A 24,467-nucleotide genomic window follows, 5' to 3' on the forward strand; every position below is an offset into this window, starting at 1 on the left:
GTATTCAAAGCGTATTTTGGAAAGGCACGCCCAGCGGTTCCGGCACATAGGCCTATGTCTGAAGCCCTGAGAAAACTCCTGAACCAGTCCACTGCACCGCCGGTGATTACCCCGCACGTGGGTGTGCTGACCCTGCACTTCCAGCTCTATGGCTGCGAAGACCTCAAGGCCAAGCGCAAGGTCTTTACCGCCCTGCGCGCAGTCTGGGGCAAAGAACCAGACCTGGCTGTCGCCGAGACCGCCGACCTGGACGCACTGGATTGTGCGACCTGGACCATCGCGGCTCTGGGCACCTCCTCCCAGCAGATCACCCAGCGCCTTGACCAGATAGAAAAAGCCATCGAAGAGCGCGTCGACGCGGCCATCTTGGACGTGCACCGGGAAATTCTCTGACCCACTATCTACACTGCAATGGGGCCTTGTAGCGTATGGCTTCGACAGCCCGTATACTACTGCTCCTCAGGGATGTCAGAGCGCCTGCTGATCGCAGGTGGCCAGTTTTGAATCGCCGGACCGACACTCCGGCCATATCCGTCGGGCACCCGGAACCGGCCCAGCGGATAACCGCTGATCATGTGTGGCACCTATGACCGGAAAGAAAAAATCCGCCCAAGCCTCTGTTGAGGCGATGTATCGCGTGTTCACGGTGCCCGAGGCTCCGGAATCCACGTTGAGCCGGATCGACCAGAATATCTCCAGTAACCTTGCCGGTTTTCTGCAGGAACACATCGTTGCGGTTGAACGGGACCTGTCGGACGTCGAAAAAAACTTCTCCGACTACGCCATTCCGGAAAAACCCGTCTTCGTGTCCGAGCAGGCGCAATTCCTGCTCGACAAACTGGTGGCCAACTCAGTCCACACCGCCTCCCCCGCCTTCATCGGTCACATGACGTCCGCGTTGCCGTACTTCATGCTGCCGCTGTCGAAAATCATGATTGCGCTGAACCAGAACCTGGTCAAAACCGAGACCTCAAAGGCGTTTACGCCCATGGAGCGTCAGGTCCTGGGCATGATCCACCGCCTGGTCTATGAAGAAGACGGTGCCTTCTACCGCAAGTGGATGCACAACCCCCGCTATGCCCTGGGCGCCATGTGCTCCGGCGGCACCGTTGCCAACCTGACCGCACTGTGGGTCGCGCGTAACCGCGCCTTCCCGGCCGAGGGCAGCTTCCGCGGCCTGCATCAGGAAGGCCTGTTCCGAGCGCTGAAATACTATGGCTACGAGGGTGCCGCCATCGTGGTGTCCCGACGCGGGCATTACTCCCTGCGCAAAGCCGCCGACGTACTCGGCCTCGGCCGTGAAGCCCTGGTACCGGTGGACACCGACGATGACAACCGCATCCAGACCGACGCTTTGCGGGACAAATGCCTAGAACTGCACCGCCAGAAGATCAAGGTCATGGCCATCTGTGGCGTGGCGGGCACCACCGAAACCGGCAACGTTGACCCCCTCGATGGCATGGCAGACATCGCCCGGGAATTCGGCGCCCATTTCCATGTGGACGCTGCCTGGGGTGGCCCCACCCTGTTCTCCCGGACCCACAAGCACCTGCTGCGGGGCATCGAGAAGGCCGACTCCGTAACCTTCGACGCCCACAAGCAGCTCTATGTGCCTATGGGTGTTGGCCTGGTGGTGTTCAAGGATCCGAGCCTGGCCAGTGCCGTCGAGCATCACGCCCAGTACATCATCCGTAAGGGCTCCCGGGATCTTGGCAGCACCACCCTGGAAGGCTCACGTCCGGGCATGTCGATGCTGATTCACTCGGGTCTGAAGATTCTGGCGCGGGAAGGCTATGAGATCCTGATCGATCAGGGCATCGAGAAAGCCCAGACCTTTGCTGCGATGATCAATGCCGAGCCAGATTTCGAGCTGATCACCAAGCCCGAGCTGAACATCCTGACCTACCGCTACTGCCCGGAATCTGTCCAGAACGCCTTGGAAATAGCAGATCCCCTGCAAGCGGAAAAGCTCAATACCTGCCTGAACCGCATCACCAAGTTCATCCAGAAAACCCAGCGGGAGCGGGGCAAGGCCTTTGTCTCACGGACCCGGCTGGAACCTTCACGCTACTACCATTTCCCGTGCATCGTGTTCCGGGTGGTTCTGGCGAACCCGCTAACCACGCGGGAAATCCTGAGCGACATCCTGATCGAACAGCGGGAGCTTTCAGCGGAAGAAGGGATTGAGGACGAAATACAGATTCTGCATCAGATGGCCGATGCGGTGCTGAAGCAGCACGAACGGGGTGCCAGGCAGGCAAACGCCTAGTCAAAACACGCTGTAAATACGTCCCTGTACGCTCGACTCCGCCATCCATGGCTCCGCACGGTTTTGCCCGGGCGTTTGCCTGCCGCGCTCAAAGCTCAGTAATCGTGGCCAACCTCAATACAACGCCTCTTCGTCATCCAGCACCTCGTGGATGATATCGAGAAACATGTGGTCCGCCTTGCTCCAGCTCTCCGGAATCCGGATCGTCGTATTCGCGCTGATTTCCCGGGCGATGATCTCGTTCGCATTGGGCTCGTTGCGATACTTGCGGGCAATTTCCATGGACTTAACGGCGATGGTCGGCTCGCTCAAGACTTTCTTGATGAACACCCTCAGCTCATCAATCATCCTGGCCTGTTGGCTTTCAACAGATGTACTCATTATTCACTCCACGGATAATCGGTTGCCGGGGGCGCAGACGCGCCCCCGTTCTTGCTAAATAGTATGGCCAAAGTGGCCAGCGACAGCCAGCTTACCGGATCAGATCATCAGCCCACGAAGGGTGAAGAACAAGAGGGCGGCCATGATTGCAGAGGCCGGAACTGTGATAATCCAGGCTGCGGCGATCTTGAACAGGTGCGAGCGTTTGACCAACTCTTCCCGATAAATCTTCTTCAGGCGCTTGCGCTCGGATTTCGACAGCGGCACCTGCTTTTGCTTCTTGGCCTGCTTCAGCAGATCTTCCATCTCCTCAACGGAGGCGTCACGGAAGTTGTCCAGGAACGGCTTCAGACGCTTCTGCTCGTCTTCATCATGGTGTTCCATGATCTTGTGCAGCTGGGTCGCATAATTGGATTTCAGGTATTCCCGCAGGAAGCCAACACCAAACACGCCACCAATGGCGATGTGGGTGGAGCTAACCGGCAGCCCCAGCTGGGACGCCACGATCACGGTCAAGGCAGCCGAGAGCGCGACACAGAAAGCGCGAGTCTTGTCCAGCTCGGTAATTTCGCTGCCGACGGTTTTGATCAGGCGCGGACCGAACAGCATCAGACCAACCGCGAGGCCCAGGGCACCGACCATCATCACCCACAGCGGGATGCTCGCGGAGGTCACTACGCCACCGGATGACAACGCATCGTTGATGGCCGCCAGCGGACCAATGGCGTTGGCGACGTCGTTGGCGCCGTGGGCGAAACTGAGCAACGCGGCAGCGAAGATCAATGGCCAGGTGAACAGGGTGTTCACGCCGGTGGCATTATTCTCCATAGTCGCCGCGCGACGACCGACCAGGGTGCGGACCGCGAAATAGACGATCGCAGCCGCCAGCAGGCCAATCAGGGCGGCGTCCAGGAAGTCGACCTTCACCACTTTCTTTACGCCCTTGATCATCAGGTAGGTGCCAAAGGCCCAGGCCATGATCGCCACCAGTACCGGCACGAAAGTGCGCGCGGCCGGAATCACATCCTTGCGATAGAGCACGGTCCTCTTGACCACATACAGGAACAGTGCCGCCAGAGCGCCACCAAGAACCGGGGAGATCACCCAACTGGCGGCAATCTTGCCCATCACGGCCCAATCGGCAATACCCCAGCCGCCGGCAGCAATACCGGCACCCAGAACACCACCAACAATAGAATGCGTGGTGGAAACGGGTGCACCCATCCAGGTAGCCAGGTTAAGCCAGAGCGCGCCGGCCAGAAGTGCAGCCGTCATCAACCAGACAAAGGCCTGACTGTCGCTCAACGAGGACGGATCGATGATGCCACCCTTGATGGTGGAGACCACATCGCCGCCGGCGATCAACGCCCCGGCCGATTCGAAAATTGCGGCTATAATGACAGCGGCGCCGAGAGATAGGGCGCCCGAACCAACTGCCGGGCCGACGTTGTTGGCGACATCGTTAGCACCGATGTTGATCGCCATGTAACCGCCGATAACGGCTGCCGCCATCAGCAACATGCTATTGGGCATGCCCTGACTGAAAGAACCAACGGTCAGCCATACGCCGAGGAGAAACAGCAGGCTGAATCCGACCCTATACCGTTCCGTGGTGGGGCTGGTGAGGAGAGTATCCAAAAGTCCGGTTGAACGGGCCATAAGAGATTGGGTCTCGTTTGGTCTGAATGGGAAATTGACGTTGTTTACCGGGCGCAACTATAAATTTTTTGCCATCAAATTGAAATAAAACGGTCATTGTTCACCCAGATCACATTCTGACCAGCTGATAGATGCAAACCTACGGCTAATTGGCTCATAATCTGGGAATATGCGCCAAAATTACAAAAACCCGTCGCAAGGTGCCCATGCCCAACCAGTCGATCACAGCCCAGCTCGCCAATGGCGAGCGCGAAGACGCCCAGGTATCACGCTTGATCACCTGGCTGTCGGCTATGGCCATCCTGTTCCTGGTCGGCATTGGCGCCAAGGCCTGGTATGCCGAGCATCACGGTCACGCCTGGGTGCTCTGGTTTTTCGCCCTGGTGGTGATCGTCAACATGGCTCACTTCGCCCAGACGGGAAATCGGGCCGCTCAGAAAGGCGGCCTGCTGCTGATGGTTTGGCTGCTGTTCACCTACCTGATTGCCTCGGGCGGGGAGAGTAACACCGGGCCGCTTTGGTTCTACGTGTTTCCGCCACTGCTGTTCTACCTGACCAGCCTGAAGACCGGAACCGCAGTGCTGCTGTTCTGCTACCTGGTTGCCGTTATTGTCTTCCAGTTCCCCGCGTTGCCGATGGTCAGCGCGGAATACAGCCTCGATTTCAAGATTCGTTTCTTCGCCACCCTGACCTTCGAGTCGGTTCTGTGCTTCGTACTTGAAGCCAGTCGCCTGAAGGCACGCAACGAACTGGTTACACTGGCACAGAACCATGAACAGGCGGCCAAGACCGACGAACTGACCGGCCTGTCCAACCGCCGCGACATGCACAACCGGCTAAGCGCGGAGCTGTCCCGCTATCAGCGCTCCGGGCATCATTTTTCCATTGCCCTGATTGACCTGGACCTGTTCAAGGGCATCAACGACAACCATGGGCACGACGCCGGCGATGAAGTGCTTAAGGCGTTTTCGGACCTGATGCTAACCGTTATCCGTCAAACCGACGTTGCGGCTCGCTGGGGTGGTGAGGAATTCCTGATCCTCCTCCCCGACACATCTTTGCTTCAGGCGCTGACGCTGGCCGAACGGCTGCGTTCGGAAGTCGCCCAGTCACCGTTCCGGTTCCGTGGCACCGAGTTACCGGTCACCATCAGCGCCGGGGTCTGCTCCATCGCCAAGACTGGCTCCATCGACGAGCTGCTGAAACAGGCCGATATCTATCTATACAGCGCCAAGAAAGATGGCCGTAACCGCATCGCCCCCCGGGTTCGCAGCCGGGACACCAGCAAGACTACCGACGTTGATGGTTGAGTGACCCGACAACGGTCTTTATGATCGACATCCAAACCAATTTCGTCGACCCGTACCGGGTATTACCAGCAAACAGGAACCGCAATGACAGCTATACGTATTCTGGTGGGCAGTGTGTACGGGGGCGCCCTGCTGACCGCCCGGGACATCAAAAAAGCCCTGGATGCCGAAGGCCATACTATAACGGTGCTTGAAAACCCGGCGCTTGAGGACATTACCGGCAATGACGACGCTCTGCTGGTGTGCACGTCCACCACCGGACAGGGTGAAGTCCCCGCCAACCTGCTGCCCTTTTACGTAGCCTTGCGCGATCAGTTGCCCCAGCAGCCGGGCCGGCCATTCGGCGTGATTGTTCTGGGTGACAGCTCCTACGGCGATACGTTCTGCGGTGCTGGCGACCTGATGGAAGAAGCCCTGTTCGAAACCGCCGCACGAAAAGTCGGCGACACCTTGCGCATCGATGCACTGGAGACCACCGAACCGGAAGCCGAGGCATTGCCATGGGTTAGGGAGTGGCTGGGAAAAATCTGAGCTAATGGCTGTAAAACGATGACCAATACCGGTGCCAGGTCTTGAGCCCGGGTCCGTGAGCAGCCATACTCGCAACCATAACGAAAACAAGACAGCGGTACTGCGTGACATTTACCCTTTGGTCAAGACTCTGTGCAACCTTGCTGTTGCTGTTCGTGATCGCCCAGCCAAGCTGGGGGGCCGACGTTATCAAATCTCCCCAGACCAGCTACCTGACCGTGCCGCCAGGCACAGAAACGTCCGCCAGCGAGCTCCTGGTCTCCAGCCAATGGCAGCCGCTGACAGACAAGAGTCCGAATTTCGGCTACATCCCCGATACCCTTTGGCTAAAACTGCCAGTTCCTGACCAGCCGAACCTGAACCTGCTGGAAATCAGTTACTCGCACCTCGACCAGATCCGGTTTTTTCTGATCGAAAACGGCACCGTAGTTCGCACCGTCACCACAGGCGACACCTTCCCATTCCAGCAACGCCCGATTCTGCACCGGCACTTTCTGTTCCCGTTTGAACGGCCAAACAACGCCGAATACCAAATTCTGCTGGAAGTTCGTACCAGCGGCACCATGCAGGTCCCCCTTACCCTCTGGAATGACCAGTCGTTTTTTGAAGGGTCTTTCATCGAAGATCAGGTACATGCGATCTACTACGGCATCCTGATCACCGCCATTCTGTTCAACCTGTTTGTGTTTGTGGCTCTGCGGGAGCGGGTTTACCTACTCTACGTGTTGTCGACCCTGAGTTACCTGTTGCTCATTGCCACCCTGAACGGCATTTCTTTTCAGGTACTCTGGCCTGCCAGCCCTGACATTCAGAACCGCGCCATGTTGCTGAGTGTTCCTGCCGCCATGATTTTTACCCTGTGGTTCTCCCAAGCGTTTCTTAACCTTGGCAAAGCCAGCGTTGCCCTGAAGCGCACACTGGCATTGGCCATGGCGGTGAACGCCGCAGCAGCATTGGCTACCTTCGTGGCCGACTACAGCACAGCCATCCGTCTGGTGGTGGCATTGTCCATCCCCACCAACCTGGTTCTTACGCTGATTGGCCCCCAACAGTGGCTGCGAGGTAACCGACAGGCGGCCTATTATTCACTGGCCTGGGGCGCTTTAACATTGGGAACTGCTATTACGGCCGCGAATAAATACGGTCTGCTACCCAATAACTTCGTGACGGTCTACGGCATGCAGATTGGCTCGGCGGTGCAAGCGGTCCTGCTGGCCATGGCCCTGGCGGTACGCATTTTTCAGGAACGGCAGAACAAGGTAGAAGCGCGAGAAGCTGAGTTGCGAGCCATGGCAGCCCGTCGATCGGCGGAACTCAAGCTGATGGACCAGGCCCTGCATAACCCCCTGACCGGGCTGCCCAACCGTAGCAGTTTTGAAATGATGCTGAACGACCTGATGACGCGCAGCCCGGAAAAACGCTACGCCATCACCGTCATTCACCTGAACAACCAGGATTCGGTCACCAAGACCCTGGGCCACCGCAACAGCGATCACATTCTGACGTTAGCCTCCAAGCACTACAACGCCGCCATTCGCAATCTGCCCGGCGCCATCGCCACGGAACTGACCGACGAACGCAGTTACTTCCTGACCTTTCTGGACCCGCAGACCTTCGCCTTTGTGGTGGATGCGCAAGTTACCCGGCAAACGCCTCGCGAGGTGGTCAGAACGCTCGACGATATCCGCTATCCGATCGACTACCTGGGCATGCAGGTGCCGCTGGATGCCCGCCTGGGCGTTGCAGTTTTTCCTGACCATGGCACCGACGCCAACACTTTGATCCGCCGCGCAGCCATCGCTGCTGGCTCCGAGCGGGCGAAGGAGCGCGGCATGGCCTACTACAAGCCATCGCGGGACTCATTCAGTGCCGACCGACTGACCATTGTCTCGGAATTACGCCAGGCCCTGATCAACAACAGCCTGGCGCTGCACCTGCAACCCAAGGTGTCGCTGGCCAGTGGCGACGTCGTCGGCATGGAAGCACTCATTCGCTGGCCAGACAAACAGAGCCAATTGCGCCCGGACGAAGTGGTCGAACTGGCGGAACAGACCGGACTGATCAAACCTCTTACCCGTTGGGTTCTGGAACAGGCCATGGCCATGCGCAGCGGGCTGTTGGAACATGGCTGGAACATCGGCATTGCCGTCAACATTTCCCCCAACAACCTGCGGGAGCCGGATTTTCCGAGCTACGTGCAGCGCCTGATGCGCAGTTTCCCGAAGCACCAGGGCCGCATAACCTTCGAGGTTACTGAAACCTCCATGATGCAAGATCCCGCTAATTCCCTGACCGCACTTAAGCAGCTGAACGCCAATGGCATTCCCGTTTCGATCGACGACTTTGGCTCGGGCTACTCGTCGCTGTCCTATATCAAGCAGCTGCCTGCCAAGGAAATCAAAATAGACCGATCACTGATCGCGGAACTGGCCACCCGGGCCGAAGACCGGGTGATCGTCCAGACCACCATCGACATGTGTCACAGTCTCGGCTATTCGGTAGTGGCGGAAGGCGTTGAGGATGAGCACACCGCCCAGCTTCTCCGCGAAATGGGCTGCGACATGATTCAGGGCTTCCTGCTGTCCCGGCCGCTATCCTTCAACGATGCCCTGGACTGGCTGCGCCAGTCGGCCAGCCAGATGTCAGAGTTCCCGGAAGTACGGGCGAATCAGCGTTGACGGATCAGGGCTTCCTGCGTGGTCGAAGCCACCAGGCGACCTTGCTGATTGAAGAAGTTGCCACGGTTAAAACCCCGTCCTGCTGAGGCGCTGGGGCTGTCTTTGTCATACAGCAGCCACTCGTCCATGCGGAAGTCCCGATGAAACCAGATGGCGTGATCCAGACTGGCTACCTGCATGTTCTTGCTCATGAAGGTCACGCCATGAGGGTTGAGCGAGGTACCCAGGAACTGGAAGTCCGAGGCGTAGGTCAGCAAGCACCGGTGCAATACCGGATCGTCTGGCAGCTGGCCCTGGGCCCGGAACCAGCTCTGCTTATGGGGCGGGCGCTTCTCCGGCTGAAACGGGTTCATCGGATCAACCGGGCGAATTTCGATGGGCCGGTCGCGGGTGAGCGAATCACGCATGCGCTCTGGCACTTTCGGCGCCATTATCTGGCCCCACTCGTGCTCGGACTTCAGGGCATTGGGGTCTGGGGCGTCGGGCATCGTCAGCTGGTGTTCGAAGCCTTGTTCGGCAACCTGAAAGGACATGGAGCCGGTCAGGATCTCCTTGCCGCCCTGGCGCGCAATCACCCGGCGCACGGAAAAGCTGCCGCCATCCCGCACTCGCTGAACCTCGTAATCGATGGGCATGCTGTGATTGCCCGGGCGCAGGAAATAGGCATGAAGTGAGTGGCACAACCGACCCTCAACGGTGCGGCTGGCCGCCATCAGAGCCTGGCCCAGTACCTGGCCGCCGAAGACATTGGGAAAACCCAGGTCTTCACTGTCACCCTGAAAGTGGTCATCGCCGATCGGCGACAGATCCAGCAGATCGACCAGCTTTTTCGTTACCTCAAGCATGCCTGCTCCTGTCAATTTCCTACTCTGTGAAGACGCTGAGTGCCGCGCCGCGGGATCACTGATGAATGGGCGGCACTTCCTTGGACAGTGCCTGTTTCTCCAGGGCAAAGCGCCCGGTCACGGCAAATCCGAGCACCTCACCCTCTGGACTGCGGAACAGGGCTTTGACATCCGGGCCATCGGCCTCGACATGCCATTCGCCGTCGGCCTCCGGTGCCGGCGGGCACACTGCCGTCGGGCAGCAAGGTGTCTTGATCATCACGGGCATGGTGCCGTACTTCACTTCCGTGCGCTCGCCGGCAAGGGTTTTCGCCAGAGCCCGGGCACAGGCCATCAGAGGCAACACATACAACAGCACATGGCCGTCCACTTCAGCACAATCACCCAGGGCGTAGACATCCTGAGCCGAGGTTTCCAGCGCGCGATTGACCGTGATACCGCGTCCGGTCTCGATGCCGGCAGCGTGGGCCAGCTCGGTGCGCGGGCGCAGGCCAACCGCGGAAATCACCAGATCCGCGGGCACAACCTCACCGTTGGCGAGCGTGAGTGAGACCCCCTGCCCTGCACGATCAATGCGCTCGACCACGGTTTCCAGATGGAAGCGCGCGCCCAGGTTTTCCAGCTCATGCTGGACGGCCGCAGCCGCCGGCTCTGGCAGCAAGCCAGGCATGACCACATCCGAGGGTGCAATCACATCGACCTCGTAGCCGCCATTGCGCAGGTCATTGGCAAATTCACAGCCAATCAAACCCGCACCCATGATCGCCACCCGCTTGCCGCCGGCCAACGCCTTGCGAAATGCCCGGTAGTCCATCAGGTCGTTGATTGAGAACACATGCTCAAAGCCATCGCCGTCGATCGACAGCCGTATAACATCAGCGCCCCAGGCCAGAACCAGCTTGCTGTATTCGAGCCGTTCATCACCCAGCAACAGTGCCTTAGCCTCGGTATCAATGCCTGTCACTGTGACGAATGTACGCAGCTCGATGTTTAGCTGTTCCGCCATGGCATCGGTAGAGGCCTGGGCCAGACCATCGGCGTCCTTCCCCTTGGTAAAGCCCGTGGACAGCATGGGCTTGGAGTAGCTGACGCCATCATCGGCGGTCACCATGATAATGGGCTGTTCCTTGTCCAGCTTGCGCATCTCCCGCGCCAGCGAATAGCCGGACAACCCGGTACCGACGATAACGATGGGGGCCTGTTCAGTCATATCCGTACTCCGAGGGGATCAGCCAATCTCAATCATTTCAAAGTCTTCTTTGCCCACGCCACAGTCCGGGCAAACCCAGTCCTCTGGCACATCTTCCCACGTGGTGCCGGGCTCGATACCATCTTCCGGCCAGCCTTCAGCTTCGTCATAGATCAGGCCACACACCACACACTGCCACTTCTTCATTACGACTCTCCCGATTGATCAGAACGCGATGATAATTGTCCGACAATTATGCGCGCAACTGTTTAAACTGGTTTACAGCGGACGCTGCCACGGCACCGCCCATCGCTTTTGTCAGGCAGCCATCATACCCATCACCCCGGGATTGACCAATGCCGGCATCGACGGACACCTCCGGGGTTTTCTGCCAATAGCCATAAATACAGACATCGGGCCCAACACTGCCCCTCCCTTCGACAGCCCCTCTCCGGTATAATCGGTCGTTTTACGACAGGACCGACCGTTATGACCGATACCGTCGCCGAAATGAATCAGGTAATGGCCGAAGCCGACTGCCTGGTCGATGAACAGCAGGTGCACGCCGCCATTGGCAACCTCGCTGACGCGCTTACCGACCGCCTGAAAGACAGCAATCCGCTGCTTTTCTGTGTCATGAACGGTGGTCTCATCCTGACCGGCCAATTGCTGACCCAGCTAAAATTTCCGGTGCAGGCCGAGTACCTGCACGCCACCCGTTACCGCCAGGAAACCACCGGGGGCATCCTCGAGTGGAAATTGCGTCCGGAAGCGGACATGCAGGACCGCACCATTGTCATCGTTGACGATATTCTTGATGAGGGTACGACGCTGTGTGCCATAGCCGATTACTGTCGGGCTCATGGCGCCAAGGAAGTTCTGACCGCGGTTCTGGTCGACAAGCAGCACGATCGTAAGGCCCAGCCCGGGCTGAAAGCGGATTTCACTGGCCTGGAAGTGGAAGACCGCTTCCTGTTCGGCTTTGGCATGGACTACAAGGGCTACTGGCGCAACGCGCCTGGAATTTATGCCGTCAAAGGACTTTGACACCGGCGCCCACCCGAGCTCCGGTCGCTCTGACACGCGTCGCCTGACTATCCCCCCGACGGATTGGTACCGCTCACTGGCCGCTGCCGGGCTCCGTAATCCCCAGGTGCATGGCCCGGCCAGGTATTGGTTGCAGGTGGAGGGCTCCTTTACCCGGGCCCTGCAGCGCCAGTGCACCGAGACCTTCCACGTTGAGGTGCAACACGAAGGTTTTGCGGTCCCCACCCGGGAAGAAGCACAGCATCTGGGCCTACCGGCCCGGCAGCGGGCCTGGATTCGCGAAGTTCGGCTCTGCGGCGACGGCCAGCCCTGGGTGCTGGCCCGAACCATAATCCCACTGTCCTGTCTGGAAGGCCGGGGCCGGCGCCTGCGCCACCTTGGCAACCGCCCACTGGGCGCCTATCTGTTCAGCAGCCCGGACTGGCAGCGTGGCCCGCTGGAAACCGGTCTGTGCAACCTCGTTGTGAGTGGCCAGCCGGCCATGGCCCGGCGCTCGATGTTCTGCCACCGCAAGCAATGCCTGCTGGTCGGTGAATACCTGCTTCCCGACCTGTTCAACTAACCGCCGCCTTTCATCCGCCACCCGCCACTGGCTATAATCCGGGCATCACCCGCTCACCTGCATCAGCACACGGACAAAGCCTATGCTTCTCGACGCCATGCCCGATCATCTCCAGAACCGGCTTGCCGACTACGCCCGGTTGCTGCGGATAGACCGCCCGATTGGCAGCCTGCTGCTATTATGGCCGACTTACTGGGCGCTGTGGCTGGCCGGCGATGGCAGCCCCGCCATTGGCAACCTGATCGTGTTTACCCTGGGCGTGTTCTTCATGCGGGCCGCCGGTTGCGCCATCAACGATTTCGCCGACCGGGACTGGGATCGTCACGTCAAACGCACCCAAGATCGTCCCCTGACGGCGGGGCGCATCAAAGCCTGGGAGGCCGTGGCCCTGTTCGCCGGCCTGTGTCTGATCTCGTTTCTTATGGTGGTGCTGTTCACCAACACTTTGACGCTGTACCTCTCCTTCGGCGGCGCGCTGCTGGCATTCATCTACCCATTCATGAAGCGCTACACCCACCTGCCCCAACTGTTTCTGGGCGCCGCCTTCTCCTGGGCCATTCCAATGGCTTGGGCGGCCGAGGCCGACGGGCTGAGCCAGATTACCTGGCTGTTGTTTACCGCCAATGTGCTCTGGACCGTGGCTTACGATACCTTTTACGCCATGGTCGACCGCGACGACGATCTGAAAGTGGGCATCAAATCCACTGCTATCCTGTTTGGCGAGGCCGACCGGGTCATCATCGCTATCCTGCAAACCATGGTGGTGCTGATTCTGATGATTGTCGGCAGTCATGCGGAGCTTGGCAGCGCTTACTACCTGGGCCTGGTGGGCATGGCCTGCCTGTTCATTTACCAGCAGTTCCTGGCCCGTGAGCGATCCCGGGAAGGCTGCTTCAAAGCCTTCCTGAACAACAACTGGGCCGGATTCTCAGTATTTACCGGACTGGTCATTGATCTGATGATTGCCTGAGACTGTCATATACTTGTCATATTGTCGCTGTGTAATGAGACAGCAATACAACAAGGTCTGACACAGGTTTAGCTTATGTCTGGAAAAACTGTCCTGATCGTCGATGACGAGGCCCCCATCCGGGAAATGATCGCGGTGGCCCTCGAAATGGCGGATTACGACTACATAGAGGCAAAGGATGCCCGGGAAGCCCACGCCCTGATCGTCGACAAACTGCCCGATCTGATCCTGCTGGACTGGATGCTGCCTGGCACCAGCGGCGTTGAACTGGCACGACGCCTGAAAAAAGAAGAGGCGACCGCAGATATTCCGATCATCATGCTTACCGCCAAGGTGGAAGAGGACAACAAGATCCAGGGTCTGGAAGTGGGCGCGGATGACTACATCACCAAACCGTTCAGCCCCCGCGAACTGGTCGCACGACTGAAAGCGGTACTGCGAAGGGCGACGCCGCCGGGTGTCGACACCCCCATTGAAGTAGAGGGCCTCACCCTGGATCCGGTCGGTCACCGGGTGAGCACCGGCGACGGCGAACTGACGATGGGGCCGACGGAATATCGCCTGCTCCAGTTCTTCATGACGCACCAGGAACGGGTTTACACTCGCTCCCAACTCCTGGATCAGGTCTGGGGTGGGAATGTTTACGTAGAAGAGCGAACCGTTGATGTCCATATTCGCAGGCTGCGCAAGGCACTGGGAGACGGGTACGATCACCTTATCCAGACGGTAAGGGGAACGGGTTACCGGTTCTCAACCAGGGCCGCCTAGCTCGCTCGGGCATCAGCTCCGTTCATTAGATAAGGCAGCGTTTGATGCAGCACAATTGGTCACGGCATGTCCGTTTGATAATTAGCGGGATCATCGGCGCAACGCTGATCGGCCTGTACCTGGGCTATCCCGTTTACGGATTTACTCTTGCCGTAGCGGTGTATCTCTGGTGGACACTAAAGCAGATCCGTCGTCTGTACCTATGGCTAGGGAACCCCAATGCGTCGGAACAAGCGCCCCAGAGTGTTGGCTTATGGGGCGACATTTTCGACTACCTGCACAAACTGCATCAGACTCACCTGCGCACCCAGGATCGGCTTCGCGCCCAGATCAATCGGGTTCAGGAATCCACCAACGCCATGCGCGACGGCGTGGTGATGACAAATAGTAGAGGTACCATGGAATGGTGGAATGGCTCCGCGGAATACCTGCTCGGTTTCCGCCGCACCACCGATCAGGGCCAGCTCATCCACAATCTGATTCGAACACCGGCGTTCAAGAGCTATTTTGACTCCCGCGATTACCGCGAGCCCCTGGAAATAAATTCACCGGCCAAGCCACATATCCACCTGCAAGTCCAGATCAGCCTGTTTGGCGACGACGACCGGCTGATTGTCGCCAAGGATGTGACCCGCCTGTACCAGCTTGAGCAGATGCGCCGCGACTTCGTCGGCAATGTCTCCCACGAGATGCGCACGCCACTCACGGTGATCAGCGGGTATCTGGAAACCCTGGTGGACAATGCTGAAGACTTGCCGCCGAAATGGCGCCGGGCCATCAACACCATGTCTGCCCAGTCGTCGCGAATGGAAGCACTGATTACCGATCTGATTCTGCTGTCCAAGATCGAAACCGGGGAACAGACCGTCCACGACAGCCTGACCGATGTTGAGGAGCTACTGGAGCAGATTTGCCGAGATGCCCAGGCCCTGAGTGGCGACAAGCAGCACCAGCTTTCGGTTCAGGTTTCCGATCGGCGTCTGTTACGAGGGGACGAGAGCCAGTTGCGCAGCGCGTTCTCCAACCTGATTTTCAACGCGGTGAAATACACTCCGCCCAAGGGCCAGATCACTGTCAACTGGTTCAGCGATCGCGACGGTGCCCATCTGTCGGTCAAGGATACCGGTATCGGCATTGACCCGATTCATATCCCCCGGCTGACCGAGCGTTTCTACCGGGCCGATCCCAGCCGCCACAAAGATACCGGCGGCACCGGTCTGGGCCTGGCCATCGTCAAGCATGTGCTGCTAAACCACGATGGCGCCCTGAACATTCGCAGCAGTATTGGCTCCGGAAGCGAATTTATCTGCCACTTTCCCCGTGAGCGCCTGGTTGAGCGAGTGCCCGAGAAGACCGATTCCGACGCCTAACGCCTAACGCCTAACGGGAACCGGCCCGGAAACGGGCGACAAAGCGGGACAGGTCTTCCAGTTTCTTGGGGTCTTCATCGACAAACCGGATGGTGACACTGACAAAATCGGTGTCCTGGCGTTTATCGACGGCCTGCAACTGATGAACATAGCCGTTCAGGCGGGCCATCTGCCCCTCAGCGATCTCGATATCAACGACGGCCTGGTCCAGAATGCCCGGGAACGCCTGATCACGCTTTGCCAGCACCCGCACTTCAGTGAGATTAATGTCCTTGATCACAGATTTGAGGGTGCTGTCTGAGAACCGCACCGAGGCCAGGGTCAACGACGCTCGGACTGGGGCGCGACTGGCGCTCCCCGCACTACCCGCCAGCAACGGCGACGCTGACTCCGGGGCAGACTGAGCAACGGGCTCCGGGGCCGGCTCCCGCTTCTGGGTCAACAGCGTCGCCGATTCCTTGAACGCATCCGCCGGGCTCTCCATGGATTTACCGCCCCGCTCCATGGCACTTTTCAGCTTGCTGCCCATCACCTTGATGATCTTCTTGCTCAGGCCCTCGGGGCTGAAGGGCTTGCCAAGGTATTCCGACACACCTTCCTTGACCGCTTCGATAACGTGATCCTTGTCGCCTCGGCTGGTGATCATGATGAAGGGTACTTTCTGGTACTGGGGCTGCTGGCGCATCCACTGCAACAGCTCCAACCCGGACATCTCCGGCATCTCCCAATCACAAAGCACCAGATCAAAGGCCGTGCGGGACATCAATGACTGGGCACGCCGACCATTCTGGGCATCGGTGGTTTCAATGACCGGGAACCGCTGACGCACTGTGCGTTTGACCAGATCCCTTACGAAGCTGGCATCATCTACCACCAGCGCTTTCAGCGTTGCCATTATTCAGACCTTACCTTATCCACAGGCTCGTTGTTGTCGCTCCACTATAAAACAAAGGGCGGCGCCGGAAACCCCGCAGCAACAAAAAGACGACAAACGGCACAGAGTGATCCAAACAGCGGAACCCCGACGTTAAACAATTGTCACTCGGAAGGGCCCCGGACGGTATTTCTGTCGCTCCAAAACGCGCTACCATGGTCCCCGGGAATTTCACACCATCGTAATTGTGCCGAGGTTTTGTGTGCTGAACGCGTTTGCAAGGATTCTGCCCCAACGGAGTACCGTTTTTCGCTTGTCGATCACCGGTCTGCTGACCACCCTGACTTTGCCCGCCTTCGGTCAGGACACCACCACCTCAGCCAACACCGACGCCTTCGGCGAATGTAAGGCACGGCTCGCGGACCGGGCGATAGCGGCCGGCGTAAGCCAGCAAACAGCCAATTCCGTCATGGCCGACGTTGAACACCTGGACCGGGTCATTGAGCTGGACCGTCGGCAGCCAGAGTTCACCACCACCTTCGCCGATTACCTGGGCCGACGGGTGAACGAGGACCGCATCAGCAAGGGCCGGATGTTGCTCGAGCAACACAGCGAGCTTCTTGACCGGGTTACGGCAGAAACCGGCGTACCGGCCCCCTACCTGGTTGCCTTCTGGGGTCTGGAGACTAACTTCGGCAGTTACTTCGGAAAGATGTCGGTGCCCAGTTCCCTGACCACCCTGGCCTGCGACCCACGGCGCAGCAGCTTTTTTACCGAACAGCTGATCGCTGCCCTGCGCATCATTGATGAAGGCGCTATTCCGGCCAAGCAGATGGAAGGTTCATGGGCCGGCGCCATGGGGCACGTGCAGTTCATGCCCACGGTCTTTCTCAAGCACGCGGTCGACGCCGATGGCGATGGCAAACGCGACCTGTGGCACAGCCTGCCAGATGCCATGATGTCGGCCGGTAAGTTTCTTGAATCCATGGGCTGGAACCCGGACTATCGCTGGGGCCGGGAAGTTCTACTGCCCCAGCAGTTTGATTACGCCCTGGCCGATGGCCGCCGTCTGCCGCTGAGCAAATGGCGGGAACTGGGCATCACCGATGCCTTTGGCAATGCCCTGGCCGATGAGCCCATCGAAGCCTCACTGGTGGTGCCAGCCGGGCACCAGGGGCCGGCTTTCCTGGCCTATCACAACTTCAAAGTCATCATGGGCTGGAACCGCTCTGAATTTTACGCCATTGCCGTTGGCCACCTGGCCGACCGCGTCGCTGGCGCCGGTGGTTTGCAGAGTCCGCCACCGGAAGACGTGCCCGCCCTGTCCCGGGACGCCATTCTCGACCTGCAGCGCTCGCTGAACGAACGCGGGTTTGACAGCGGTAAACCCGATGGCATCATTGGCTCGGGAACCCGCTCAGCCATCCGGAAATACCAGTCCGCCTCTGGCCTGGTCGCCGACGGTTATCCTGGGCAGACAGTGCTCGACAAACTGGGGATCACCACCGACCGGTAACCGACCATGGACTCGATAACCCAAATGGCACTGGGTGCCTCCATTGCCGGCGCGGTCGCCGGCAAGACTCTGGGCCGGACCGCGCTGATTACCGGGGCCGCCCTTGGCACCCTGCCCGATCTGGATGTGGTGCTGGACTACGGCTCGGCGGTGGCCAACTTCACCCAACATCGCGGGTTTACCCATTCCCTGTTTGTTCTGATTCCACTGGCGATTGCGCTCGCCTGGGGTCTCTGGCGCTGGCGACCTGCGCTCAGCTTTCAGCGCTGGCTGGCGCTGACCATACTGGTGCTGGTCACCCATCCGCTACTGGACAGCTTTACCACCTACGGCACCCAGCTGTTCTGGCCGCTCGGTGGGCCGGTCGCCCTCAGCAGCATCTTTATTATCGATCCACTCTACACCCTGCCCTTGCTGGCCGGCTGCCTGGCTTTTCTGCTCCGGCCACCGGCCACCGGCGCCATCGCGGCTGGGCTGGTGCTATCCAGCCTGTACCTGGGCTGGACCCTATTCGCGCAACAGATCATCAGTGACCGGGTTCAGCCGGCGCTGGCCGAGGCCGGACTGCAGGATTCCCGTGTACTGGTCCAGCCCATGCCCTTCAATACCGTGCTCTGGCGCGCTACCGCACTCACCGAACGCGATCACGTGGAGATTGTCACCGGATTCTTTGACGGCAATACGCCTCTGAATCTGGAATATTTCCCACGCCGTCCGGACCTGGCCAAGGCCGTAGCCGACTTTCCCGAGGCTCAGCGACTGGAGTGGTTCACCGAGGGCTTTCTGGAATACAGCGTAATGGGCAACCAGATTACCGCTACCGATATTCGCTTGGGCATTCCCGGTGCTCATCCATTTACCTTTGTGCTGGCGCAGCAAAACGGCAGTGCCCTGCAACCGGTAAACAGCAGCCAACAACCGCGACCGCCGATTAACCCGCAGGCCCTCGGCCTGCTTTGGGCGCGGCTCACCGGTGAAGCACCGGTTATCTGCCTGGCCGACCTGGCCACACCGGCACCGGGTCAAAGCTGCTGATCATGACCCGGCTGGATCAGTTCATCGCCATCAGCACCGAGCTGTCACGGAAGGAGGCCAAGCGCGCCATCAGTGCCGGGCGAGTGCACCTTGATGGCCAACCCTGTAAATCGGCCAACACCAAGATATCGGCAACGGTTGAGGTCACGCTGGATGGGCAGGCCTGCACGCTGCCTGGCGAGCGCTACGTGATGCTGAACAAACCGGCCGGCGTGGTCAGTGCCACTCAGGACAGCGACCATCCCACCGCTCTGGACCTGCTGCCAAGCAACATTGCGCACACCCTGCACATCGCCGGTCGGCTGGACATGGACACCACGGGGTTATTGCTGCTGACCACCGACGGCCAGTGGTCGCATCGGCTGACCTCGCCACGGGTGGAATGTCCGAAAACCTACCGGGTCAGGCTGAGTGATCCGCTCACCCCGCAGGCTGCCCGCCAGCTGGAACAGGGGCTGCTGCTGCGTAATGACCCGAGCCCTACCCGGCCAGCACAGGTTCGAATGGTGGAGGACAAGGTGATTGAACTGACCATTTCGGAGGGCCGCTACCACCAGGTCAAACGCATGCTGGCAGCGGTGGGCAATCACGTGGAAGCTCTGCATCGCAGTCGCATCGGCAGCATTGCGCTCGACCCGACGCTGAAACCCGGCGAGTTCCGGGAGTTGACGGCTGAGGAAGTGACCTCAGCCGGCTAAGATTAAGGCTCCGCCTAGACGCGGCTCAGGTCCGCTCGAACCGCTGGGCTTTCAGGTTCTTACGCACAGACCCCGCCTCAAACACTTCGCCGTTCATGGCGATGTACACGCCCGGCGACAACAATTGCACCGCTGACCAGGCAAAACCGATATTGAACAGGGCATCGGTGCGGCGCATCCGAGCCGGCTGCATGGCACCGATCAGCACGATGGTCTTACCTGCCAGCTTGGCCAATGCCGCTGCGGTGTCGGGCATGGTATCGGTGCCGTGGGTGATCAGGATCCGGTCGCACTCGGAGGCGGACACCGCCTCCAGCACCGCCTGCCGATCGGCATCGGTCATTTCCAGGCTGTCCTTACGCATCAGTTCCTGCACCCGGTAACCGTCGTGGATATTGGACTCGGCCAACAACTCCGGCAACAGCGAGGCCCCCACTTCGAACTGACTGTTGGCGTCGAAATACACCTTGTCGATGGTGCCACCGGTGGTGAAGATCTGGATCATGACGGCTCGGTTTCCTGTTGACGTCAGTTAGTGCTGACGGAGTTATTTTTGGCAGCCGCGTAGGCCGCATTCTTTGACTGTTCATAGCGTCGGGCCGCCTTGGCCACCTGGCCTTGGGCGCCGGTATCCAGCCAGCGCTTGATGCGGCCTGCATCGCCCATGGGTGAGCGGGTGCCGAGGGAATCCAGCAGCACGGTCACCACCTCTTTGCCATTCATCTTCGAGACCATCACCAGGCACCGGCCTGCATCGCTGAGGTAGCCGGTCTTGCTCAGGGTTACACCCCAGCTCTCACGGTGAACCAGGGCGTTGGTATTGCCAAACGACAAGCTATAGCGGGGGCTACGAAACCACGCCCGATAATAGCCGGTGGTGGAGTACTCGCGAATCTCCGGGTGCCGGAGCGCCGCCTTTGCCAGCTTGACGAGATCGGCCGCGGTGGAGACATTGTCCACCGACAGCCCGGTGGGATCGACAAAGCGGGAACCGGTCATGCCCAATTCCCGGGCCTTGGCGTTCATGGCCTCAATAAAGGCATCAAAGCCCCCAGGGTGACTTCGGGCCAGGGTGTAGGCGGCGAAATTTTCGGACGACATCAGGGCTATGCGCAGCGCCGCGGAGCGCCGCATCTCAGAATCAATCCGTATCCGGCTGTAGGCGTTGGCGGCCGCGGGGGTATGGCGTTTCTTGAAGGTGAGCCATTCATCCAGCGGCTCACCGGAATCCAGTACAACCAGCGCCGTCATCACCTTGGTTAGCGAAGCGATGGGCACCGGGCGGTTGGCGTGCTTGCCAAACAGCAGGCCATCCTCATTCACCAGGGCGGCGGCAGCGTTGACCGAGGCCAGATTCGGGCCCTGCTGGGCCGAAGCCGCCGTGGGCACCACAAGTAACAATAGATAGACGACGCAAGTCATCACGTCGCGCACGCCGGACCGTGCAAAACCTGAGTTCAAAATGGTTCCGTTCCTGTGTTCTATGGCTTAATCCGGGCAGGTGTTCGACCCGCCCGAATGAAATCTGGCCTGATTATACCAGCCAAAAGCCAGCGCAATCATGGCAGATCGGTAACCGCACCCTTGGACGCAGAACTGACTGTACGCGCGTATTTGGCCAACACCCCGCGCTCGAACCGAAGCGCCGGTTCCTGCCAATTCTGACGCCGTTGTTCAAGAGTCTGCTCGGACACATCCAGCTCGATTCGATTGCTGACCGCATCGATGGTGATGGTGTCACCGTCCTCAACCAACGCAATCGGGCCGCCCTCGGCCGCCTCCGGGGTGATGTGGCCGACAACAAAACCGTGGCTGCCACCTGAGAATCGGCCATCGGTAATCAGGGCTACGTCGTTGCCCAGGCCTTTACCCATGATGGCGGAGGTCGGGCTCAGCATCTCGCGCATGCCCGGACCACCCTTGGGGCCCTCGTAGCGAATCACCAGCACATCACCGGCCACCACGGTGCCGTCCAGAATTCGTTCCTGGGCTTCTTCCTCGGAATGGAACACCCGCGCCCGGCCGGTAAAGCTGGTGCCTTCCTTGCCGGTGATCTTGGCCACCGAGCCAGTGGGAGCGAGGTTGCCATAGAGAATGCGGAGGTGGCTGTCGGCCTTGATCGGATTGTCGAAGGCGTGAATGATGTTCTGATCTTCCGGGTAGGGTTCAACGTCGGCCAGATTCTCAGCCAGGGTCTGACCGGTGACGGTCAGGCAGTTGCCGTGAAGCAGCCCCCGCTCAAGCAGCATTTTCATCAACGGCTGGATACCGCCAATCGCCACCAGTTCGGACATCATGTAATGGCCGCTGGGGCGCAGGTCCGCCAGCACCGGAACGCGCTTGCCAATCTCAACAAAATCTTCCAGATCCAGCCTGGCACCCACAGTACTGGCCATGGCCAGCAGATGCAGCACCGCGTTGGTGGAGCCGCCCAGGGCGATCACCACTGCGATGGCATTCTCGAAGGCCTCCCGGGTCATGATGTCGGAGGGTTTGATGTCCTGCTCCAGCAGAGTCAGCACGGCGGCGCCGGCAGCACGACAGTCGGCTTCCTTGGTTTCAGACACCGCATTCTGAGCGGAACTGCCGGGCAGGCTCATGCCCATGGCTTCGATCGCCGAGGCCATGGTGTTGGCAGTGTACATACCGCCACAGGAACCCGGGCCGGGGATCGCGGTTTCTTCGATCTGCTTGACCTCAATCAGGTCCAGATCACCACGGGCGTGAGCACCGACAGCTTCGAACACTGAGATAATGTCAGTGTGATTCTCACCCGGCATGATGGTACCGCCGTAGACGAAGACCGAGGGGCGATTTAGTCGCGCCAGTCCCATCATGCAGCCGGGCATGTTCTTGTCACAGCCACCGATGGCCACGAGACCGTCGAAGCCCTCACAGCCGGCGACGGTTTCAATCGAATCGGCAATGACCTCCCGGGACACCAGGGAATACTTCATGCCTTCGGTGCCGTTGGCAATACCATCGGAGACCGTGATGGTATTGAAGATCAGGGACTTACCGCCGGCCGAATCGGCACCCGCGGCGGATTGCCGGGCCAGGCCATCGATGTGCATGTTGCAGGGGGTGAGATTACTCCAGGTAGACGCGATGCCCACCTGGGGTTTCTTGAAGTCGTCATCGTTGAAACCAACCGCACGCAGCATGGCCCGGCTGGCAGATTTTCCGATACCGTCCACGACTGGGGACGAATAGCGCCGACGTTTGTCCTCGGTCATCGTTGCCTCTCCTGTTGCACTGTTTTATGTGCTTCAGGCTGGCAGAATCGACGCCGGCCGGCAATGGCTATTACAGCCCTTTACCGGCCGCCCCGAATCTTGAACGATGGTCACGTCACTTCAGCTCAGAGCACTAGCCACTGACGAATACCGGGCCAACCCCGAAGTTCCAGAGAATCACGGAACCAACCCGGGTAGAGACCAGGATAACCAAAGCCACGGTCAGCAGAGCCCCGCCGTAGAAGACGGCCCGGTCCTTATCAATCCCCATCACAATAGGCAGGCCGTCGTACATCAGCCAGGCGCCGTAACAGGCCGCAATCAGGAAGACGATGGCATTGAACCAGGGCACCGGATACAGCAGTGCAAACCCCGCCAGAAACAGCGGCGTGCACGAGTAGGACGCCAGCGCAATGCCGTACGACGGCACATGCTCTTCCCTGGCCCCGTAGGTCTTCGCCATCCAGTTAACGGCGTAACCAAGCGCAAACACACCCACCAGCATGGCGATGTAAGTCAGCACACTCATTTGCAGGGCGCTGATTTCCGTCAGCTTGATCAGCCGGTCATTGCCGATGGTCCAGCCAAAGTGAGCGGTCGAGATGTACGCGCAGATCGGGCCGATGGCCGCAAGAATGAAAACATAGGCGACGTAAAGGCGCCGCGGAGTGTGGTGTTCTTTTCGAATGGAAGCCCACTCATCATCGGGGTGAGTGAATAGACCAAATGCATGAGACAGGAGCATGGATGACCCCCTTGGATCGCTGTTTTTAGTATAGTCAGGTACGTTCCGCCGATCAGCTCGGATCGAACGCCGTCCTTCTCCCTTACTATAGTCAAGATCAGCGATTGGGGAAGCGGAATTGGTGATTTTTGTTCCGACTGGGGCAGTCGAAATCAGGCCACCCCGGCAGGCTGCCGGTGGTGGCCTCACGGGCTCAGCTCAACAGGATCAGCTCAGACGCGGATCGGTCTCGGCAACCCAGGGTTTATCCTGCCGGCTGTCACGGAAGGCCAGCAGGCTTTCAACCCCCGTCCAGTCCACCAGATCGCGAAATTCCAGCCAATCCACCAGGCAATAGAGACAGATGGCCGGGTAGTTCCAGGCTTCAAACTGTCCGTCGTCAACCATCGCCGCCAGAGTACGCAGCGTCGTCATGATGCGCTCTCTCTGGAGATTGAAGAACATCACGTCCTGATTGGTATCGATGCCGGATTTTTCCGACAGCAGCAGGGTGACAGCAGAATCGTTGGCACCGTCGATGAGGGTCAGCTGGTTCTGCTGGTCCCAGGTCAGCGGGTCACGACCTTGTTTGGCACTGACATAGCGCGCGATGACCCGGGAGTCGAAGATTTCCTGGCCATCGTCCTCCAGAACCGGGATTTTCAGGGTCGGATTCGTTTTCCGCAGCTCTTCCCGGCCTTCACCATAGATATTGAGATTGATGAAGTCGTAGTGCTCCTCATCCAGCAGGATGCGAATGCGTCGGACGTATGGCGAAGTGGTTGATCCAATCAGTTTCATGCTT

At 59.3% G+C, this 24,467-nt stretch carries 24 protein-coding genes; 13 read left to right on the forward strand and 11 right to left on the reverse strand.

The window, feature by feature from the left end; genetic code table 11:
- The first annotated feature begins 54 nt into the window (after positions 1-54).
- Both QUE89_RS15895 and panP read left to right on the forward strand, forming a co-directional pair.
- Positions 55-393, forward strand: a complete 339-nt coding sequence (locus tag QUE89_RS15895; RefSeq protein WP_286221012.1) for a DUF503 domain-containing protein — start codon at positions 55-57, stop codon at positions 391-393.
- A gap of 193 nt (positions 394-586) precedes the next feature.
- Positions 587-2,269 carry a pyridoxal-dependent aspartate 1-decarboxylase PanP gene (gene panP, locus QUE89_RS15900; protein WP_286221013.1) on the forward strand — a complete coding sequence of 561 codons (1,683 nt, stop codon included), beginning with the start codon at positions 587-589 and terminating at the stop codon, positions 2,267-2,269.
- Between the two features lie 114 nt (positions 2,270-2,383).
- Here panP and QUE89_RS15905 read toward each other — a convergent pair whose 3' ends face one another.
- The gene (locus QUE89_RS15905; RefSeq protein ID WP_286221014.1) at positions 2,384-2,650 is read right to left on the reverse strand and encodes a hypothetical protein; all 267 of its coding nucleotides are present in this window, start codon (positions 2,648-2,650) and stop codon (positions 2,384-2,386) included.
- Between the two features lie 99 nt (positions 2,651-2,749).
- Complete coding sequence (locus QUE89_RS15910; RefSeq protein ID WP_286221015.1) at positions 2,750-4,309, reverse strand: inorganic phosphate transporter; 1,560 nt, start codon at positions 4,307-4,309, stop codon at positions 2,750-2,752.
- Positions 4,310-4,515: 206 nt separating this feature from the next.
- Between QUE89_RS15910 and QUE89_RS15915 the strand changes: the two genes are divergently transcribed.
- From QUE89_RS15915 to QUE89_RS15925, 3 genes are all read left to right on the forward strand, one after another.
- Entirely contained in the window at positions 4,516-5,619 is a 1,104-nt protein-coding gene (locus tag QUE89_RS15915; RefSeq protein WP_286221016.1) for a GGDEF domain-containing protein, read from the forward strand.
- Between the two features lie 84 nt (positions 5,620-5,703).
- The gene (locus QUE89_RS15920; protein ID WP_286221017.1) at positions 5,704-6,150 is read left to right on the forward strand and encodes a flavodoxin; all 447 of its coding nucleotides are present in this window, start codon (positions 5,704-5,706) and stop codon (positions 6,148-6,150) included.
- Between the two features lie 104 nt (positions 6,151-6,254).
- On the forward strand, positions 6,255-8,828 hold the full coding sequence (locus tag QUE89_RS15925) for an EAL domain-containing protein (RefSeq protein WP_286221018.1): 2,574 nt from the start codon (positions 6,255-6,257) through the stop codon (positions 8,826-8,828).
- Here QUE89_RS15925 and tesB read toward each other — a convergent pair.
- Genes tesB through rd form a run of 3 tightly spaced genes read right to left on the reverse strand, consistent with a single transcriptional unit; the run spans position 8,819 to position 11,069 of the window.
- Positions 8,819-9,673: an acyl-CoA thioesterase II gene (gene tesB, locus QUE89_RS15930; RefSeq protein WP_286221019.1), complete on the reverse strand. Its 855-nt coding sequence runs from the start codon at positions 9,671-9,673 to the stop codon at positions 8,819-8,821. The two genes, QUE89_RS15925 and tesB, sit on opposite strands and share 10 nt — an antisense overlap.
- A gap of 55 nt (positions 9,674-9,728) precedes the next feature.
- Entirely contained in the window at positions 9,729-10,883 is a 1,155-nt protein-coding gene (locus QUE89_RS15935) for an NAD(P)/FAD-dependent oxidoreductase (RefSeq protein WP_286221020.1), read from the reverse strand.
- Between the two features lie 18 nt (positions 10,884-10,901).
- Complete coding sequence (gene rd / locus QUE89_RS15940; RefSeq protein WP_286221021.1) at positions 10,902-11,069, reverse strand: rubredoxin; 168 nt, start codon at positions 11,067-11,069, stop codon at positions 10,902-10,904.
- A 282-nt stretch (positions 11,070-11,351) separates the two neighbouring features.
- Here rd and QUE89_RS15945 point away from each other — a divergent pair, with 282 nt between their 5' ends.
- The 5 genes from QUE89_RS15945 (at position 11,352) to phoR (ending at position 15,579) form a co-directional block, all read left to right on the forward strand.
- The gene (locus QUE89_RS15945; protein WP_286221022.1) at positions 11,352-11,909 is read left to right on the forward strand and encodes a hypoxanthine-guanine phosphoribosyltransferase; all 558 of its coding nucleotides are present in this window, start codon (positions 11,352-11,354) and stop codon (positions 11,907-11,909) included.
- Positions 11,890-12,471, forward strand: coding sequence for a chorismate--pyruvate lyase family protein (locus QUE89_RS15950; protein ID WP_286221023.1), 582 nt, complete (start codon positions 11,890-11,892; stop codon positions 12,469-12,471). Before QUE89_RS15945 ends, QUE89_RS15950 begins: the two co-directional genes overlap by 20 nt.
- An 82-nt stretch (positions 12,472-12,553) precedes the next feature.
- Positions 12,554-13,441 carry a 4-hydroxybenzoate octaprenyltransferase gene (gene ubiA, locus QUE89_RS15955; RefSeq protein WP_286221024.1) on the forward strand — a complete coding sequence of 296 codons (888 nt, stop codon included), beginning with the start codon at positions 12,554-12,556 and terminating at the stop codon, positions 13,439-13,441.
- Between the two features lie 75 nt (positions 13,442-13,516).
- Positions 13,517-14,209: a phosphate regulon transcriptional regulator PhoB gene (gene phoB, locus QUE89_RS15960; protein ID WP_286221025.1), complete on the forward strand. Its 693-nt coding sequence runs from the start codon at positions 13,517-13,519 to the stop codon at positions 14,207-14,209.
- 44 nt (positions 14,210-14,253) lie between these two features.
- Positions 14,254-15,579 (forward strand): phosphate regulon sensor histidine kinase PhoR, encoded by a 1,326-nt coding sequence (gene phoR, locus QUE89_RS15965; protein WP_286221026.1) that lies wholly within the window; start codon positions 14,254-14,256, stop codon positions 15,577-15,579.
- Positions 15,580-15,589: 10 nt separating this feature from the next.
- Here the strand turns inward: phoR and QUE89_RS15970 are convergent, their stop codons facing one another.
- The gene (locus tag QUE89_RS15970) at positions 15,590-16,474 is read right to left on the reverse strand and encodes a response regulator (RefSeq protein ID WP_286221027.1); all 885 of its coding nucleotides are present in this window, start codon (positions 16,472-16,474) and stop codon (positions 15,590-15,592) included.
- A 292-nt stretch (positions 16,475-16,766) separates the two neighbouring features.
- Here QUE89_RS15970 and QUE89_RS15975 point away from each other — a divergent pair, with 292 nt between their 5' ends.
- The 3 genes from QUE89_RS15975 to rsuA are packed head-to-tail and all read left to right on the forward strand — an operon-like array spanning position 16,767 to position 19,702.
- On the forward strand, positions 16,767-17,969 hold the full coding sequence (locus QUE89_RS15975; RefSeq protein ID WP_434784079.1) for a lytic murein transglycosylase: 1,203 nt from the start codon (positions 16,767-16,769) through the stop codon (positions 17,967-17,969).
- A gap of 6 nt (positions 17,970-17,975) precedes the next feature.
- The gene (locus tag QUE89_RS15980) at positions 17,976-19,004 is read left to right on the forward strand and encodes a metal-dependent hydrolase (RefSeq protein WP_286221028.1); all 1,029 of its coding nucleotides are present in this window, start codon (positions 17,976-17,978) and stop codon (positions 19,002-19,004) included.
- 2 nt (positions 19,005-19,006) lie between these two features.
- The gene (gene rsuA, locus QUE89_RS15985; protein ID WP_286221029.1) at positions 19,007-19,702 is read left to right on the forward strand and encodes a 16S rRNA pseudouridine(516) synthase RsuA; all 696 of its coding nucleotides are present in this window, start codon (positions 19,007-19,009) and stop codon (positions 19,700-19,702) included.
- A gap of 25 nt (positions 19,703-19,727) precedes the next feature.
- On the opposite strand, the gene QUE89_RS15990 is transcribed toward rsuA, so the two are convergent.
- The 5 genes from QUE89_RS15990 to QUE89_RS16010 all read right to left on the reverse strand — a co-directional run bounded on the left by QUE89_RS15990 (position 19,728) and on the right by QUE89_RS16010 (position 24,463).
- A complete protein-coding gene (locus tag QUE89_RS15990; protein WP_286221030.1) occupies positions 19,728-20,207 on the reverse strand; it encodes an asparaginase domain-containing protein in 480 nt (159 codons plus the stop codon).
- Between the two features lie 23 nt (positions 20,208-20,230).
- Positions 20,231-21,163, reverse strand: a complete 933-nt coding sequence (gene pbpG / locus QUE89_RS15995) for a D-alanyl-D-alanine endopeptidase (RefSeq protein WP_286221031.1) — start codon at positions 21,161-21,163, stop codon at positions 20,231-20,233.
- A gap of 98 nt (positions 21,164-21,261) precedes the next feature.
- Positions 21,262-22,938 carry a dihydroxy-acid dehydratase gene (gene ilvD, locus QUE89_RS16000; protein ID WP_286221032.1) on the reverse strand — a complete coding sequence of 559 codons (1,677 nt, stop codon included), beginning with the start codon at positions 22,936-22,938 and terminating at the stop codon, positions 21,262-21,264.
- A gap of 133 nt (positions 22,939-23,071) precedes the next feature.
- Entirely contained in the window at positions 23,072-23,683 is a 612-nt protein-coding gene (locus QUE89_RS16005) for a Yip1 family protein (protein WP_286221033.1), read from the reverse strand.
- 207 nt (positions 23,684-23,890) lie between these two features.
- Positions 23,891-24,463 (reverse strand): glutathione S-transferase family protein, encoded by a 573-nt coding sequence (locus QUE89_RS16010; protein WP_286221034.1) that lies wholly within the window; start codon positions 24,461-24,463, stop codon positions 23,891-23,893.
- Between the last annotated feature and the right edge of the window lie 4 nt (positions 24,464-24,467).

Source organism: Marinobacter sp. LA51, assembly GCF_030297175.1.
GTDB classification, from domain to species: Bacteria; Pseudomonadota; Gammaproteobacteria; order Pseudomonadales; family Oleiphilaceae; genus Marinobacter; species Marinobacter apostichopi.